The organism is Escherichia sp. E13S3 (assembly GCF_004212325.1).
Classification (GTDB): Bacteria; Pseudomonadota; Gammaproteobacteria; order Enterobacterales; family Enterobacteriaceae; genus Escherichia.
The window spans coordinates 60,854-76,246 of the sequence record NZ_RHJR01000001.1; the positions used below are offsets into that span (position 1 = coordinate 60,854).

The following is a 15,393-nucleotide window of genomic DNA, read 5'->3' on the forward strand; positions in this document are numbered from 1 at the left end:
GCGTCGATTGCTTACAGGGATTATGGCGGGTCGATTATGGATAATATTAAGCGCCATCTGGCGTGGTGGGTTGTCGGGTTACTGGCGGTGGCGGCTATCGTGGCGTGGTGGCTGTTGCGCCCGGCAGGTGTGCCGGAAGGCTTTGCCGTCAGCAATGGGCGCATTGAAGCGACGGAAGTGGATATCGCCAGCAAAATTGCCGGGCGTATCGACACCATTCTGGTGAAAGAAGGCCAGTTTGTTCGCGAAGGTGAAGTGCTGGCGAAGATGGATACTCGCGTGTTGCAGGAGCAGCGACTGGAAGCCATCGCGCAAATCAAAGAGGCGCAAAGTGCCGTTGCCGCCGCGCAGGCTTTGCTGGAACAGCGGCAAAGTGAAACTCGCGCCGCTCAGTCGCTGGTTAATCAACGTCAAGCTGAACTGGACTCCGTAGCCAAACGTCATACCCGTTCCCGCTCGCTCGCCCATAGTGGGGCTATTTCTGCGCAACAACTGGATGATGACCGCGCCGCCGCCGAAAGCGCCCGTGCTGCGCTGGAATCGGCAAAAGCCCAGGTTTCTGCCTCTAAAGCCGCTATTGAAGCGGCACGTACCAATATCATTCAGGCGCAAACTCGTGTAGAAGCCGCGCAAGCCACTGAACGGCGTATCGCGGCAGATATCGATGACAGTGAACTGAAAGCCCCGCGTGACGGACGCGTGCAGTATCGGGTTGCCGAGCCAGGCGAAGTGCTGGCGGCAGGCGGTCGGGTGCTGAATATGGTCGATCTCAGCGACGTCTATATGACCTTCTTCCTGCCAACCGAACAAGCGGGCACGCTGAAACTGGGTGGTGAAGCCCGGCTGATCCTCGATGCCGCGCCAGATTTGCGTATTCCGGCAACCATCAGTTTTGTCGCCAGTGTTGCCCAGTTCACGCCAAAAACTGTCGAAACCAGCGATGAACGGCTGAAACTGATGTTTCGCGTCAAAGCGCGTATCCCACCGGAATTACTCCAGCAGCATCTGGAATATGTCAAAACGGGCTTGCCGGGCGTGGCGTGGGTGCGGGTGAATGAAGAACTTCCGTGGCCTGAAGACCTGGTGGTGAGGTTGCCGCAATGACGCATCTGGAACTGGTTCCCGTCCCGCCTGTCGCGCAACTGGCGGGCGTGAGCCAGCATTATGGAAAAACCGTTGCGCTGAACAATATCACTCTCGATATTCCGGCCCGTTGCATGGTCGGGCTGATTGGCCCGGACGGCGTCGGGAAGTCGAGTTTGTTGTCGTTGATTTCCGGTGCCCGCGTCATTGAGCAGGGCAACGTGATGGTACTGGGCGGCGATATGCGCGACCCGAAGCATCGCCGCGACGTCTGCCCGCGCATCGCCTGGATGCCGCAGGGGCTGGGCAAAAATCTCTACCACACCTTATCGGTGTATGATAATGTCGATTTTTTCGCTCGCCTGTTCGGTCACGACAAAGCGGAGCGGGAAGTCCGAATTAATGAGTTGCTGACCAGCACCGGGTTAGCACCGTTTCGCGATCGTCCGGCAGGTAAACTCTCCGGCGGGATGAAGCAAAAACTTGGGCTGTGCTGTGCGTTAATCCACGATCCGGAATTGTTGATTCTTGATGAGCCAACAACGGGGGTTGACCCGCTCTCCCGCGCCCAGTTCTGGGATCTGATCGACAGTATTCGCCAGCGGCAGAGCAATATGAGCGTTCTGGTCGCCACCGCCTACATGGAAGAGGCCGAACGCTTTGACTGGTTGGTGGCGATGAATGCCGGAGAAGTGCTGGCAACTGGCAGCGCCGAAGAGTTGCGACAGCAAACGCAAAGCGCCACGCTGGAAGAAGCATTTATAAATCTGTTACCGCAAGCACAACGGCAGGCGCATCAGGCGGTAGTGATCCCACCGTATCAACCTGAAAACGCAGAGATTGCCATCGAAGCGCGCGATCTGACCATGCGTTTTGGTTCCTTCGTTGCCGTTGATCACGTCAATTTCCTCATTCCACGCGGGGAGATTTTTGGATTCCTCGGTTCGAACGGCTGCGGTAAATCCACCACCATGAAAATGCTTACCGGACTGCTGCCTGCCAGCGAAGGTGAGGCGTGGCTGTTCGGGCAACCGGTTGATCCAAAAGATATCGATACTCGCCGTCGGGTGGGCTATATGTCGCAGGCGTTTTCGCTCTATAACGAACTCACCGTGCGGCAAAACCTTGAGTTACATGCCCGTTTGTTTCACATCCCGGAAGCGGAAATTCCCGCGCGAGTGGCTGAAATGAGCGAGCGTTTTAAGCTCAACGACGTTGAAGATGTTCTGCCGGAGTCATTGCCGCTCGGCATTCGCCAGCGGCTTTCGCTGGCGGTGGCGGTGATTCATCGCCCGGAAATGTTAATCCTCGATGAGCCTACTTCTGGCGTCGATCCGGTGGCAAGGGATATGTTCTGGCAGTTGATGGTCGATCTCTCGCGCCAGGACAAAGTGACCATTTTCATCTCCACCCACTTTATGAACGAAGCGGAACGTTGCGACCGCATCTCACTGATGCACGCCGGAAAAGTGCTCGCCAGCGGTACACCGCAGGAGCTGGTTGAGAAACGCGGAGCCGCCAGTCTGGAAGAGGCATTTATCGCCTATTTGCAGGAGGCGGCAGGGCAGAGCAACGAAGCCGAAGCGCCGCCCGTGGTACACGACACCACCCACGCGCCGCGTCAGGGATTTAGCCTGCGCCGTCTGTTTAGCTACAGCCGCCGCGAAGCACTGGAACTGCGCCGCGATCCGGTACGTTCGACGCTGGCGTTGATGGGAACGGTGATCCTGATGCTGATAATGGGTTACGGCATCAGTATGGATGTGGAAAACCTGCGCTTTGCGGTGCTCGACCGCGACCAGACTGTCAGTAGCCAGGCGTGGACGCTCAACCTCTCCGGTTCCCGTTACTTTATCGAACAGCCACCGCTCACCAGTTATGACGAGCTTGATCGTCGGATGCGTGCGGGCGATATCACGGTGGCGATTGAGATCCCGCCCAATTTCGGGCGCGATATCGCGCGTGGTACGCCTGTGGAACTCGGTGTCTGGATCGACGGTGCGATGCCGAGCCGCGCCGAAACGGTAAAAGGCTACGTGCAGGCTATGCACCAGAGCTGGCTACAGGATGTGGCGAGCCGACAATCGACGCCCGCCAGCCAAAGCGGGCTGATGAATATTGAGACGCGCTATCGCTATAACCCGGATGTAAAAAGCCTGCCAGCGATTGTTCCGGCGGTGATCCCGCTTCTGCTGATGATGATCCCGTCAATGCTAAGCGCCCTTAGCGTGGTGCGGGAAAAAGAGCTAGGGTCGATTATCAACCTTTACGTGACCCCCACCACCCGTAGCGAATTTTTGCTTGGCAAACAGCTGCCGTACATCGCGCTGGGGATGCTGAACTTTTTCCTGCTCTGCGGCCTGTCGGTGTTTGTATTTGGCGTGCCGCATAAAGGCAGTTTCCTGACGCTCACCCTGGCGGCGCTGCTGTATATCATCATCGCCACCGGAATGGGGCTGCTGATCTCTACCTTTATGAAAAGCCAGATTGCCGCCATTTTCGGAACGGCGATTATCACGTTGATCCCGGCGACACAGTTTTCCGGGATGATCGATCCGGTAGCTTCGCTGGAAGGGCCTGGACGTTGGATCGGCGAGGTTTACCCGACCAGTCATTTTCTGACTATCGCCCGCGGGACGTTCTCGAAGGCGCTTGATCTGACTGATTTATGGCAACTTTTTATCCCGTTGCTGATAGCCATCCCGCTGGTGATGGGCTTAAGCATCCTGCTGCTGAAAAAACAGGAGGGATGATGCGCCATTTACGCAATATTTTTAATCTGGGTATCAAAGAGTTGCGCAGTCTGCTCGGTGATAAAGCGATGCTGACGCTGATTGTTTTCTCGTTTACGGTGTCGGTGTATTCGTCAGCGACCGTCACACCAGGATCGTTGAACCTCGCGCCGATCGCTATTGCCGATATGGATCAATCGCAGTTGTCGAACCGGATCGTTAACAGCTTCTATCGCCCGTGGTTTTTGCCACCGGAGATGATCACCGCCGATGAGATGGATGCCGGGCTGGACGCCGGACGCTATACCTTCGCGATAAATATTCCGCCTAATTTTCAGCGTGATGTCCTCGCCGGACGCCAGCCGGATATTCAGGTGAACGTCGATGCCACGCGCATGAGCCAGGCATTTACCGGCAACGGGTATATCCAGAATATTATCAACGGTGAAGTGAACAGCTTTGTCGCGCGCTACCGTGATAACAGCGAGCCGTTGGTATCGCTGGAAACCCGGATGCGCTTTAACCCGAACCTCGATCCCGCGTGGTTCGGTGGGGTGATGGCGATCATCAACAACATTACCATGCTGGCGATTGTGCTGACCGGATCGGCGCTGATCCGCGAGCGTGAACACGGCACGGTGGAACATTTACTGGTGATGCCGATAACGCCGTTTGAGATCATGATGGCAAAGGTCTGGTCGATGGGGCTGGTGGTGCTGGTGGTATCGGGATTATCGCTGGTGCTGATGGTAAAAGGCGTGCTGGGCGTACCGATTGAAGGCTCGATCCCGCTGTTTATGCTGGGCGTGGCGCTCAGTCTGTTTGCCACCACGTCAATCGGCATTTTTATGGGGACGATAGCGCGTTCAATGCCGCAACTGGGGCTGCTGGTGATTCTGGTGCTGCTACCGCTGCAAATGCTTTCCGGTGGCTCCACGCCGCGCGAAAGTATGCCGCAGATGGTGCAGGACATTATGCTGACCATGCCGACGACACACTTTGTTAGCCTCGCGCAAGCCATTCTCTACCGGGGTGCCGGATTTGAAATCGTCTGGCCGCAGTTCCTGACGCTGATGGCAATTGGCGGCGTGTTTTTCACCATCGCGCTGCTGCGATTCAGGAAGACGATTGGGACAATGGCGTAAGGAAGGGAAACTTGACTTCATACTGTGATGTCATACTATTGATGTCATAAAGTGAAGTCATAAGGACATGCCATGAGAATCCAGGTACAGGCTTTACGGAAGAAACAAAAAAATACATTGGATCAAATAGTTAAATCTCCTGTTCCTCAAGGGATCAAGTGGTCTGATATAGAGTCACTGGTTAAAGCATTAGGCGGAGAAATTAAGGAAGGAAGAGGTTCGCGTTGTAAGTTCATACTAAATATGAGCGTTGCGTGTTTCCATCGGCCTCATCCGTCGCCAGATACCGATAAAGGCGCTGTAGAAAGCGTGCGTGAATGGTTACTAAGTATAGGGGTAAAACCATGATCAAACTGAAGACGCCAAACTCTATGGAGATTGCCGGGCAACCAGCTGTTATTACCTACGTGCCAGAACTGAATGCATTTCGTGGCAAATTCCTGGGCTTGTCAGGTTATTGTGATTTTGTCTCTGACAGTATTCAGGGGCTGCAAAAAGAAGGGGAGCTTTCCCTGCGAGAGTATCTTGAGGATTGTAAAGCTGCGGGTATTGAGCCGTATGCGCGTACAGAAAAGATTAAGACCTTTACGTTACGCTATCCAGAATCGCTGAGTGAACGCCTTAATAATGCGGCTGCGCAGCAACAAGTCTCTGTTAATACCTATATTATTGAAACACTGAATGAGCGTTTGAATCATTTATAAATTTTAGCGGCGTACATTACGCAGAATATCTGCCTTTACAGGATCTATCTATGCAACTGAACTTAATTTTATAAATTAAGTTCAGTTAATATCTTTTCTTTCCTCGTTTTAGAAATAACTCAATCTTCCTTCGGCAAGCACTGCAAATGCCCGTGCCGCACGCCGCGCTGGGCGATGACGTCATCGGCAAAATGCTGCACGTCGCCCATGTCACCTTTCAGCACGGCGATTTCCAGACAGTCGTCGTGATTAATGTGCACATGCAGCGTGGCGACCGAGAGATCGTGGTGATGATGCTGGGTGGAGACAATACGGCTGGCTAAGTCGCGTTTTTCGTGTTCATACACATACGACAGCACCGCGAAACCTTGTGTGCCGTGCTGCTGGGTAGCTTCCTGCGCCAGGGCGCTACGCAGAATATCGCGGATAGCTTCGGAACGGTTGTTATAACCACGACGCTGGCTCAGGCTGTCCAGCGTCTCCAGTAAATCGTCATCAAGCGTGATGGTGACTCGTTGCATTTGCGTTAAACCTTTTCTGTGGCGCGACGGCGCACGGGGAATGCGGGTAATACCGCGTTTTGTAGCACACGTCCGGCGTCAGAGGAAAAGGTTAATTTATCTCCCACCACTTGGGTTTCGACGATTTGTCCGTTGTCCATCACCATCACTCGCTGGCAAAAGCGTTCTACAAGACGTAAGTCGTGGGTGATGAACAGGCAGGCGGTGCCAAACTGTTGTTGCAGCTTTTTCAGCAGGCGAATGACGCCCGCCTGTAACACGAGGTCAAGGTTAGAAACCGCTTCATCCAGAATCAGCAGTTTCGGTTCGACCGCCAGCGCGCGTGCCAGGCAGACGCGCTGGAGTTGGCCGCCGCTTAACTGCGGTGGGCGTTTGTCGAGCACGCTGTCGTCAAGATCTACCGCCTTCAGCATTTCGCTGGCGCGCGCCAGTTGTTCGGATTTTTTCAGCGATAGCAGATGGCGCATCGGTTCACGCAGGATCTCGCGCACGGTTTTGCGCGGATTCACGGCGCTGATGGAGTCCTGAAACACCATTTGAATATCGCGGCGGAACGCTTTACGTTGCGCGCGATTAAGTTTCGCCAGCGGTTCGCCGCGCCATTTAATTTTCCCCTGCGCGGGCGACTCTAAGCCTACCAGCAGCCGCGCGAGAGTGCTTTTTCCGCAGCCGCTGCGCCCCAGCAGGGCGACGGTTTCGCCGCTTTTCAGGGTCAGGGAAACGTTATTAAGCACCGCCTGATGCTGGTGCTTACCGCTGAAACCACCGTGTGCGTAGTGATGGGAAAGGTCGCAGACGTTAAGTAAAGTCATGATGCCAGCTCCATACCGTAGAGGGCGAGATGAGCAGAAACCAGGCTGCGCGTCACCGCATGTTTGGGGGCGTTAAACAGCGTTTCGACATCGCCCTGTTCGACAATTTTACCGTGTGACATCACCGCCACGTCATCCGCCAGACGCGCCACAACGCCCATATCATGGGTGACCAGCAGCATTCCCGGTGCTTGTTTTTGCATAATGCTTTCCAGCAGATCGAGGATGCGCGCCTGCGCTACCACGTCGAGATCGGTGGTCGGTTCATCGGCGATGATAAACGGCGATTCACACAGCACCGCCATCGCAATCATCATGCGCTGCAACATACCGCCGCTCATCTCGAACGGGTACAGCTTCAATACGCGCGCGGCGTTTTCCAGCCCCACCGCTTCTATGGCAGCGGTAAGCGTGGCGTCGTCGGCGGGTTTCCCCAGCGCCAGGCAGGTTTCCCGCGCGTGGGTCTGCATGGTGTGTAGCGGATTAAAGGCGCTGCGCGGGTTCTGCATGATGGTGGCAATTTTGATGCCGCGCAGGGCGCAGGGAGAAACCGGTTTGCCATCGGCTAAAATTTCCCCCGCCGTCTGGCGAACGCCTGCGGGCAGAATGCCCAGCGCCGCGGCGCAGGTTAATGATTTCCCGCTGCCGCTACCGCCGACTAACGCCAGCACGCGCCCGCGTTGCAGGGTTAACGATACGCCGTGCACCAGCGGCTGCGCGGCCTGTAGCGCGATATTACGTAGTTCAATCTGTTGCGGCATTAGTGTGCGTGCTCCGTCACCAGATGAGGATCCAGATGATCGCGCAGTGCGTCACCCACCAGGTTAAAGGCCATCACGCTGATAAACAGCGCCAGCCCCGGCCAGAACATTTGCAGCGGCTGGGTCCAGATATACTGGCGCGCGTCGTTAATCATCACGCCCCATTCGGCGGTCGGCGCGGTCACACCGAGGCCAAGGAAGGACATCCCCGCGACGTGCAGCATCATATGGCCGATATCCAGCGTTGCCAGCACCAGCAGCGAGGGGATCACCGCACCTGCCAGATGATCAACAAACACCCGCACATGGCCCGCGCCGGAAAGCCGTGATGCCAGCACAAACTCGCGCTGGCGCAGTGAAATCACCAGGCTGCGCACCATGCGCGCGTACCATGCCCAGTGCGACAGGGCGATGGCGATAATCACGTTGGTTAACCCGGTGCCGAGCACGCCAACCATAAAGAACGACAGAATCGAGGTTGGGAAGGTCATAAACATATCCGCGACGCGCATGGTGGCCTGATCAACGCGCCCGCCAATCAGTCCGGCGCTGCCGCCGATAACCAGCCCTAATGTCAGCACCAGCAGCAGACAGGCCATTACCGAACCGAGCGACACGCGGGTCGCTGCCATCAGCCGCGAGAAAATATCGCGCCCTAAATGATCAGTGCCCAGCCAGTGCTGCGCATCCGGTGAAAGTAGGCGCGACGGCAGATCAATCGCCTGGGGGTCATACGGCAGCCACCACTGGCTGGTGAGCGCAATCAGCGCCAGCAGGGCGATAATGATCAGCGCCAGGCGTACCGACCAGCGGGAAGAGAGGAAAAAGTTCACGCGTGCGCTCCTTCATGACGACGAATGCGCGGGTCCAGCGCGGCGTTGAGCAAATCGACAATTAAATTACAGACCACAAAAACCACCACCATCATCAGCGTAAAGCACTGAATGACCGGATAGTCACGGTTAAAAATCGCCGACACCGCATAGCGCCCGACGCCCGGCCAGGCAAAGATGTTTTCGATAATCATCGTCCCGCCGATCAGTTCGCCGATGTGCATCCCCACGGCAGTAATCATCGGCAGCGAGGCATTGCGCAGAATATGGCGACGTTCGGTCTGTTTGTCGTTCAGGCCGCGCAACCGCGCCCAGGTGACGTGACGCTGACCGGCGACGTCCAGCATACTGGCGCGCAGCAAACGCGCGTTAATCGCCAGCGACATAAAGGCAATGGAAACCGCAGGCAAAATGATGTGCTGCCAGCCGCCGTAACCCATCGCGGGTAGCCATTGCAGATACACCGAAAACGCCATCACCAGTAAAAACGCCAGCCAGAAGTTAGGCATCGACACGCCAAGAAACGCGATGAAACGTACGGCGAAATCCGGCAGACGGTCGCGATGGCGCGCCGCCCAGATACCGAGCGGCACGGAAGTGAGCAGAATTAATACCAGCGCGGCACCTGCCAGTTCCAGCGTGGCGGGCAGGAAGTTCAGCATATCGTCCAGCACCGGGCGTTGGCTGGCGAATGAGATACCAAAGTCGAGATGCAGCGCCTTCCACAACCAGGTACCGTACTGGACGTACAGCGGCTGATCCAGCCCCAGCATGGTGCGGGTAGAGGCCAGCATCTCCGGCGTCGGCGGCAGGTTAGACAGACGCAGATAATCGAGCGCCGGGTCGCCGGTGCCGAGGCGCAGCATCAGAAAAATGATCACCGAGGCGGCGAGCACCATCGGGATCAGCAGCAGAAAGCGGCGTAATACGTAACGCAACATTAAGGTTTCACCGGTTTAATCTGTTCGAACGGAATTTCGGTGGCGATCGGCGCGTAGGGGATGTTACCCAGCTCCGGTTTTGATACCACCATCATTGAGATGTAACTGATAGGCAGATAAACCGCCTCGTCATGCAGACGGGTCAGAATGTCGCGATACAGCGCCTGACGTTGCGTTTCGTCATGGGTCGCCAGCACTTCGCCGATCTCTTTATCAATCAGCGGCTTGTCGGCTAATCCTTGCTGTGCCTGGAAGTCAGCGTGCGACGGTACGCGCATTGAACTCAGGAAGGCGTGTGGATCGTATGGCGCGCCCCAGGTGCGGTGGAAAATCATGCCAAAACGACCGTCGCGCTGACGAGCATAGATACTGCTCTCTTCTTCGCCAATCAGCGAGACATCTGCGCCAATCTGGCGCATATCAGCCTGAATGATTTCCGCCATCGATTTGCTTAACGCATCGGTGCCGATGAACGAAAGTTCAATGCGCAGCGGCTGACCATTTTTCTCGCGGATGTCTTTGCCTGCAGGCAGCGTCCAACCGGCTTTTTCCAGCAACTCTTTCGCTTTCTGCGGATCGTACTGGCGTGGTTTCAGGCCGAGATTAGCGTAAGGCACAGAAGGGGCAAACAGGGTGTCGGCAACCTGCTGGGTGCCATACAACGCGTTATCAATCAGCGATTTTTTGTTTACCGCGTAATTAAGAGCTTCACGTACTGCCAGCTCGTTGGTAGGGGCTTTGGCGGTATTAAGCGCCAGCATCACGGTTTCGATCGGCTGTGACAGTTGAGTGTGGTAAGCCGGGTTCTGGCTAAAGCGGGCGAAGGTATCGAGCGGTAATAACCCTTCGTTTCCGTACAGCAGGTCGATATCGCCAGTTTCAAACGCTACCGCGCGGGTAGTCGGGTCCGGGATGACGTTAAAAGTGATCTTCTTAATCGCCGGCTTTTCGCCCCAGTAGTTTTCGTTACAGACGAAGACATCGTACTGATTCAGTTTCGATTCCTGCAAAACCCACGGTCCGGTGCCAATCGGCGCTTTAATCCCGTTCATGGTTTCATGGTTTTTAAACTGCGAGGGGGCGATAAAGCGGAAAGGGCGTGGCAGGGCCAGTTCTTGCAGGAAAGGATAGTAGGCGCTTTTCAGGGTGATTTGCAGCTCTGTTTTACTGAGTGCTTTGACATCAACAATCTGGTTTGCCAGCTCCAGCCAGGCGTGACGTTGACGGTTATCGAGCACTGCGCGGAAGTTTTCTGCCGCCGCCTCTGCATCAAACGGTTCGCCGTTGGAGAATTTCACGTCATCACGCAGGGTGAAGGTCCAGGTTTTGCCATCTTCCGAATGGGTCCAGCTTTTTGCCAGCCACGGGATCACCGAACCATCAGCCTGATATTTCACCAGCGGTTCATAAACCATGCTCTGGGCGAACATCTGGTTAGGCGTGTAAAGGTGCGGGTTTAGTGGCCCGACGTTCACCGGCCAGGCGGTGGTGATTTCATCTGGCGCGGCGGCATGGACGATAAAAGACGCACAAGCCAGCAGCGCAAATAGAGTGCGGCGGAGTGTGGAGAGCATGGTAACCCCAATGGATTAAAATAGATGGCGGAAATAAGTATGACGATTTTAAGTATTCGTCATACTGATTACCTGTTCTGGATCAAGAGATGGACAGTCGGGTGGGCGGATCAGTTAACTGAATCGATCCATTGCACACTGTCGGCAGTGAGCGTAAAGGGGGTAGGGGTGCAGATTGCCAGGCTTAAATTGTCGAGCTGGCAATGGCTGACTGACAGCGAGGACTGATAGGTGCTGTCTACGCTGACGATTTGCCAGGCGCTGCCGCCACGCTGTTTAACGATGGCTTCTTTGCGCGTCCAGATGCGCCAGAACATTTCCAGCTGCTGATCAGGATGCACGGCGTCCATCTCAGCGTGTTCCCCGAGGCTGAACACCGCGTTCGCCAGCCAGCGCCAGTTGGCGCGCGGGCGAATCACTTCGATATCGCAGCCGACTTCGCCTTCATCGCTCAACAGCAGGGCGATATCGTCACCGCTATGGCTTAAGTTGAACCATAGCGGCGTTTCCGGCGCGAATGCAGGTTTGCCTTGTTCGCCATAGATGATCTCCGGTAGCGGGGAAAGCGTGTGCGAAAGCAATGCACGCCCCGCTAGCCAACGTTCGCGTCGTGGACCTTGCGGTGCTTGATCGCGTAAATCCGGTGGCAGTGGAGCTGCGCTTAAGGTCGAAACTTTCCCCAGAACTATCCGATACATATCAGGGCCAACGTTTAATGATGATGGATGTATTAATGCCGCCAAAGGCAAAGTTGTTACTCTGCAAAAACTCACAATCAACCTTGCGGGCTTCATGCATGATGTAATCCAGCGCGCCACAATTCGGGTCTGGTTTATTCAGGTTTAGCGTAGGCGCAAACCAACCTTCGCGCATCATTTGCAGACTCATCCAGGCTTCGAGCGCGCCACAGGCACCAAGCGTATGACCAAAATAACTTTTCAGCGAGGAGAGCGGCACATTATCACCGTAAATGGTTGCTGTCGCCAGACTTTCTGCCATATCACCGCGATCGGTCGCCGTACCATGCGCTGAAATATAGCCGATATCTTGTGCGCTTAACCCGGCGATTTTCAGCGATTGCTCCATACAATACTGCATGGTTTCGCGCTGCGGCTGGGTAATATGTGCCGCGTCGCAGTTAGTCGCAAAGCCGACGATTTCACCGTAAATGGTCGCGCCGCGCGCTTTGGCGTGCTCCAGTTCTTCGAGAATGAGCGTACCTGCGCCTTCACCAATCACCAGCCCGTCGCGGTTTTCATCGAACGGTGAAGGTGTGGTTTTCGGCGCATCATTGTGCTGGCTGGTGGCAAAAAGGGTATCAAACACCGCCGCTTCTGAAGGACATAACTCTTCGGCACCACCGGCAACCATCACCGTTTGATAACCGTGGCGAATGGCTTCCCACGCATAACCGATTGCCTGGCTGCCGGAGGTACAGGCGCTGGAGGTTGGGATCACCCGGCCGCGCAGGCCGAAAAAGAGGCCAGTATTAACGGCGGTGGTGTGTGGCATCATCTGCACATAGGTGGTGCCAGTGATGTTATTGGTGTGCTTTTCCGTCAGCATGGTGGCGAACTCGCTTACCGGGCCGGTACTGCCGGTCGATGAACCGTACGCAATGCCCGTTTCGCCGCTGGTTAATATCGGATCGCCAATCAACCCTGCCTGCTCTAACGCCAGCTCGCTGGCACGGGTCGACATTTGCGACACGCGGCCCATCGCACGGATACGCTTGCGGGTGTAGTGCTCCGGTAGCGTGAAATCATCAACAGGCGCGCCAAGCAGGGTGTGCAGACCATCGTAGACCTGCCACTCCGGCATTTTGCGCACCGCATTTTCATACGCCAGTAAGCGTGCAGAAACGTCCTGCCAGTTTTCACCAAAGGCAGTCACGCCGCCCATTCCTGTAATCACTACGCGACGTGTCATAACATCCCTCCGTTGATGGAAATAACCTGGCGGGTGACGTAACCCGCAATATCAGACATTAAATAGCTGGCAAGCCCGGCAACTTCTTCCGCCTGGCCCATGCGTTTCATGGGGATCATCGACATTGCCTCTTTCAGGGCGCTCTCTTCCATTTCGATCATCCCGGTATCAATAAGCCCCGGCGCGATGCAGTTGACGGTGATTTTGCGCTTCGCAAGTTCGATAGCCAGTGCTTTTGTTGCGCCGATAATTCCGGCTTTGGCAGCGCTGTAATTCACCTGGCCGCGATTGCCCATTACGCCGGAAACCGAGGATAGCGTGATGATGCGCCCACCCTGGCGTGCGCCGATCATCGGCATAATGCACGGCTGAATGACGTTGTAGAAACTGTCGAGGTTGGTGTGGATCACCGCATCCCAGTCGTCATCGCTTAAAGCCGGAAAAGCGGCATCGCGGGCGATCCCGGCGTTACTAACCACGCCGTACCAGGCACCGTGTTGCGCGATCTCGTGCTCCAGCACTTCCCGACACTGTTCGCGGTTTGCGACGTCGAAACTGAGCAAACGCCCGTTACCCCCGTTGGCGACAATGGCATTCAGCGTTTCCTGAGCGCCTGTGGCGTCACGGTGATAGTGAACGCCAATGTTAAAGCCGTCTGCCGCCAGTTGGCAGGCGATGGCGCGACCAATGCCTTTGCTGGCACCAGTAACCAGAACTGAACGACTCATCAGGACGCTCCTTGTTGAAACAGGGTGGTAAGTTCTTCCGCGGTCGGCTGGAAGGTGTTAATGCGGCCCGTCGCCTCGCCGTCGTTGATGCTGCACTCAAAACTGCCGAAGCGATCGTCTTGCATCAGCAGTTTGACGGTAATGGTCAGCGTCTGGCCTGCGGGCAGAATGCCAGCGGCGCAAAGCAATTCACGCGCGCCCAGTACCATCCCTAACTCAATACTGTTTTTGCCCTGCTGGTGGCGATGCCAGCCAGACCAGACGCCGACGGTTTGCGCCATCAGTTCAAGGGCAAACCAGCCAGGGAGATTGCCGTCCGGGTCGAGAAACGGTGCCAGTACGCCACCGGGCGAAACCGTTACGCGGCAGATCGCGCTGTCATCGCTGACGCTCACCACTTCTTCCAGCAGTAACATGGGCGCGTCGTGGGGCAGATAAGCGCCGGGTGATAAATAGTGGCTCACGAAACCCTCCCGAGCAGAATGCTGGCGTTATTGCCGCCAAAAGCGAAGGAATTGGACAGGATCACCGGACGTGCCAGCGGCTGCGGTTTTTCGATAATGCCGCACGGTGGCAGCGTGGGATCGCGCGGCGACAGGCTGAAGTCCTGAGCGGGCAGCGGTAAATCACGCTGTAAGATCAACATGCTGATTGCCGCCTCGGTAATGCCCGCCGCGCCCAGCGTGTGTCCGGTCAAATGTTTGGTGGAGCTGCACGGTACGCGTTCGCCAAACAGGGCGTTAACCACCATTGATTCAATCTGATCGTTGAGTTGTGTGGCGGTGCCGTGCAGGTTGATATAGCCGACGTCATCTGGCGTAAGCTGCGCATCGGTCAGCGCCTGATTAATAGCGCGGATCGCCCCTTCGCCCTGCGGATGCGGGGCCGAAATATGGTAAGCGTCGCTTGATTCACCAACGCCCAGCAACGCGATGGGCTGCGGTTCGCGGGTCAGCAGCATTAGCCCCGCCCCTTCACCAATGGTGATACCTGCGCGGTCACGACCAAACGGCTGACATAAGGTTGGCGACAGCGATTCGAGGCTGTGAAAACCGTTAATCGGCATCCGGCTCAGGGTGTCTGCGCCACCCACAATGGCGGCATCGACCAGCCCCGCTTCGATGAGTCTGCGCCCGCTGATCATCGCTCTGGCGCTGGAAGAGCAGGCGGTTGAAAGGGTATAGGCCGGGCCGTCGAGCGCCAGCCAGTGGCTGAGAAAGCGCGACGGATCGCCGAGTTCCTGTTGCGCATAGTGCCATGTGGTGCTTGGCTGCCCGTGGGTGCGCAGGTTAACGTGCGTGTCGCCTTCATGCAGGCCGGAGGTGCTGGTGCCAAGCACAATCGCGATGCGCTCGCGGCCATATTTCGCAATAGCGTCATCAACCTGCGGCTGGATCTGCGCCAGCGCCGCCAGCAGGATCTGATTGTTACGCGAGCGGTGCGCAGCGAATTTTTCCGGGATAAGCGGAAGCTCGCCATCCACGCCAGCCAGGACCGCCTGCGGATGCCCCTGCAACCAGCCTGCGCGCGGGCGCATTCCGGGAGCAACACCGCGAGTCAGGTTGGCTGCGATTTCGTCAAGGTTATTTCCCAGGGCGTTGATCATGCCGACGGCGGAAACATAAATCAT

At 56.3% G+C, this 15,393-nt stretch carries 16 protein-coding genes; 5 read left to right on the plus strand and 11 right to left on the minus strand.

The window, feature by feature from the left end:
* Window positions 1-36 precede the first annotated feature (36 nt).
* The 5 genes from D9597_RS00290 to D9597_RS00310 all read left to right on the plus strand — a co-directional run bounded on the left by D9597_RS00290 (window position 37) and on the right by D9597_RS00310 (window position 5,664).
* Window positions 37-1,104, plus strand: a complete 1,068-nt coding sequence (locus tag D9597_RS00290; protein WP_130221327.1) for an HlyD family efflux transporter periplasmic adaptor subunit — start codon at window positions 37-39, stop codon at window positions 1,102-1,104.
* Window positions 1,101-3,836 carry a ribosome-associated ATPase/putative transporter RbbA gene (gene rbbA, locus D9597_RS00295; protein ID WP_130221328.1) on the plus strand — a complete coding sequence of 912 codons (2,736 nt, stop codon included), beginning with the start codon at window positions 1,101-1,103 and terminating at the stop codon, window positions 3,834-3,836. The genes D9597_RS00290 and rbbA overlap by 4 nt, the downstream gene beginning before the upstream one ends.
* On the plus strand, window positions 3,836-4,960 hold the full coding sequence (locus D9597_RS00300) for an ABC transporter permease (protein ID WP_016262635.1): 1,125 nt from the start codon (window positions 3,836-3,838) through the stop codon (window positions 4,958-4,960). The genes rbbA and D9597_RS00300 overlap by 1 nt, the downstream gene beginning before the upstream one ends.
* Window positions 4,961-5,032: 72 nt before the next feature.
* Entirely contained in the window at window positions 5,033-5,308 is a 276-nt protein-coding gene (locus tag D9597_RS00305) for a type II toxin-antitoxin system HicA family toxin (protein WP_130221329.1), read from the plus strand.
* Window positions 5,305-5,664: a type II toxin-antitoxin system HicB family antitoxin gene (locus D9597_RS00310; protein WP_000593555.1), complete on the plus strand. Its 360-nt coding sequence runs from the start codon at window positions 5,305-5,307 to the stop codon at window positions 5,662-5,664. Before D9597_RS00305 ends, D9597_RS00310 begins: the two co-directional genes overlap by 4 nt.
* 119 nt (window positions 5,665-5,783) lie before the next feature.
* Here D9597_RS00310 and nikR read toward each other — a convergent pair whose 3' ends face one another.
* From nikR to D9597_RS00365, 11 genes are all read right to left on the minus strand, one after another.
* Window positions 5,784-6,185 carry a nickel-responsive transcriptional regulator NikR gene (nikR, locus tag D9597_RS00315; RefSeq protein WP_001190062.1) on the minus strand — a complete coding sequence of 134 codons (402 nt, stop codon included), beginning with the start codon at window positions 6,183-6,185 and terminating at the stop codon, window positions 5,784-5,786.
* A gap of 5 nt (window positions 6,186-6,190) precedes the next feature.
* Window positions 6,191-6,997 (minus strand): nickel import ATP-binding protein NikE, encoded by an 807-nt coding sequence (nikE, locus tag D9597_RS00320; RefSeq protein ID WP_130221330.1) that lies wholly within the window; start codon window positions 6,995-6,997, stop codon window positions 6,191-6,193.
* Window positions 6,994-7,758: a nickel import ATP-binding protein NikD gene (nikD, locus tag D9597_RS00325; RefSeq protein WP_130221331.1), complete on the minus strand. Its 765-nt coding sequence runs from the start codon at window positions 7,756-7,758 to the stop codon at window positions 6,994-6,996. The genes nikE and nikD overlap by 4 nt, the downstream gene beginning before the upstream one ends.
* Complete coding sequence (nikC, locus tag D9597_RS00330) at window positions 7,758-8,591, minus strand: nickel ABC transporter permease subunit NikC (RefSeq protein WP_001008963.1); 834 nt, start codon at window positions 8,589-8,591, stop codon at window positions 7,758-7,760. The genes nikD and nikC overlap by 1 nt, the downstream gene beginning before the upstream one ends.
* Window positions 8,588-9,532, minus strand: a complete 945-nt coding sequence (gene nikB, locus D9597_RS00335; RefSeq protein ID WP_000947068.1) for a nickel ABC transporter permease subunit NikB — start codon at window positions 9,530-9,532, stop codon at window positions 8,588-8,590. The genes nikC and nikB overlap by 4 nt, the downstream gene beginning before the upstream one ends.
* Complete coding sequence (nikA, locus tag D9597_RS00340) at window positions 9,532-11,106, minus strand: nickel ABC transporter substrate-binding protein (protein ID WP_130221332.1); 1,575 nt, start codon at window positions 11,104-11,106, stop codon at window positions 9,532-9,534. The genes nikB and nikA overlap by 1 nt, the downstream gene beginning before the upstream one ends.
* Window positions 11,107-11,216: 110 nt before the next feature.
* A complete protein-coding gene (acpT, locus tag D9597_RS00345; protein ID WP_130221333.1) occupies window positions 11,217-11,804 on the minus strand; it encodes a 4'-phosphopantetheinyl transferase AcpT in 588 nt (195 codons plus the stop codon).
* 1 nt (window position 11,805) lies between these two features.
* Window positions 11,806-13,035 carry a beta-ketoacyl-ACP synthase gene (locus D9597_RS00350; protein WP_000198472.1) on the minus strand — a complete coding sequence of 410 codons (1,230 nt, stop codon included), beginning with the start codon at window positions 13,033-13,035 and terminating at the stop codon, window positions 11,806-11,808.
* Window positions 13,032-13,763 (minus strand): 3-ketoacyl-ACP reductase FabG2, encoded by a 732-nt coding sequence (locus D9597_RS00355; RefSeq protein ID WP_000091664.1) that lies wholly within the window; start codon window positions 13,761-13,763, stop codon window positions 13,032-13,034. The genes D9597_RS00350 and D9597_RS00355 overlap by 4 nt, the downstream gene beginning before the upstream one ends.
* Window positions 13,763-14,227: a 3-hydroxy-fatty acyl-ACP dehydratase gene (locus D9597_RS00360; protein ID WP_130221334.1), complete on the minus strand. Its 465-nt coding sequence runs from the start codon at window positions 14,225-14,227 to the stop codon at window positions 13,763-13,765. Before D9597_RS00360 ends, D9597_RS00355 begins: the two co-directional genes overlap by 1 nt.
* Window positions 14,224-15,393 carry a beta-ketoacyl-[acyl-carrier-protein] synthase family protein gene (locus D9597_RS00365; RefSeq protein ID WP_130221335.1) on the minus strand — a complete coding sequence of 390 codons (1,170 nt, stop codon included), beginning with the start codon at window positions 15,391-15,393 and terminating at the stop codon, window positions 14,224-14,226. The genes D9597_RS00360 and D9597_RS00365 overlap by 4 nt, the downstream gene beginning before the upstream one ends.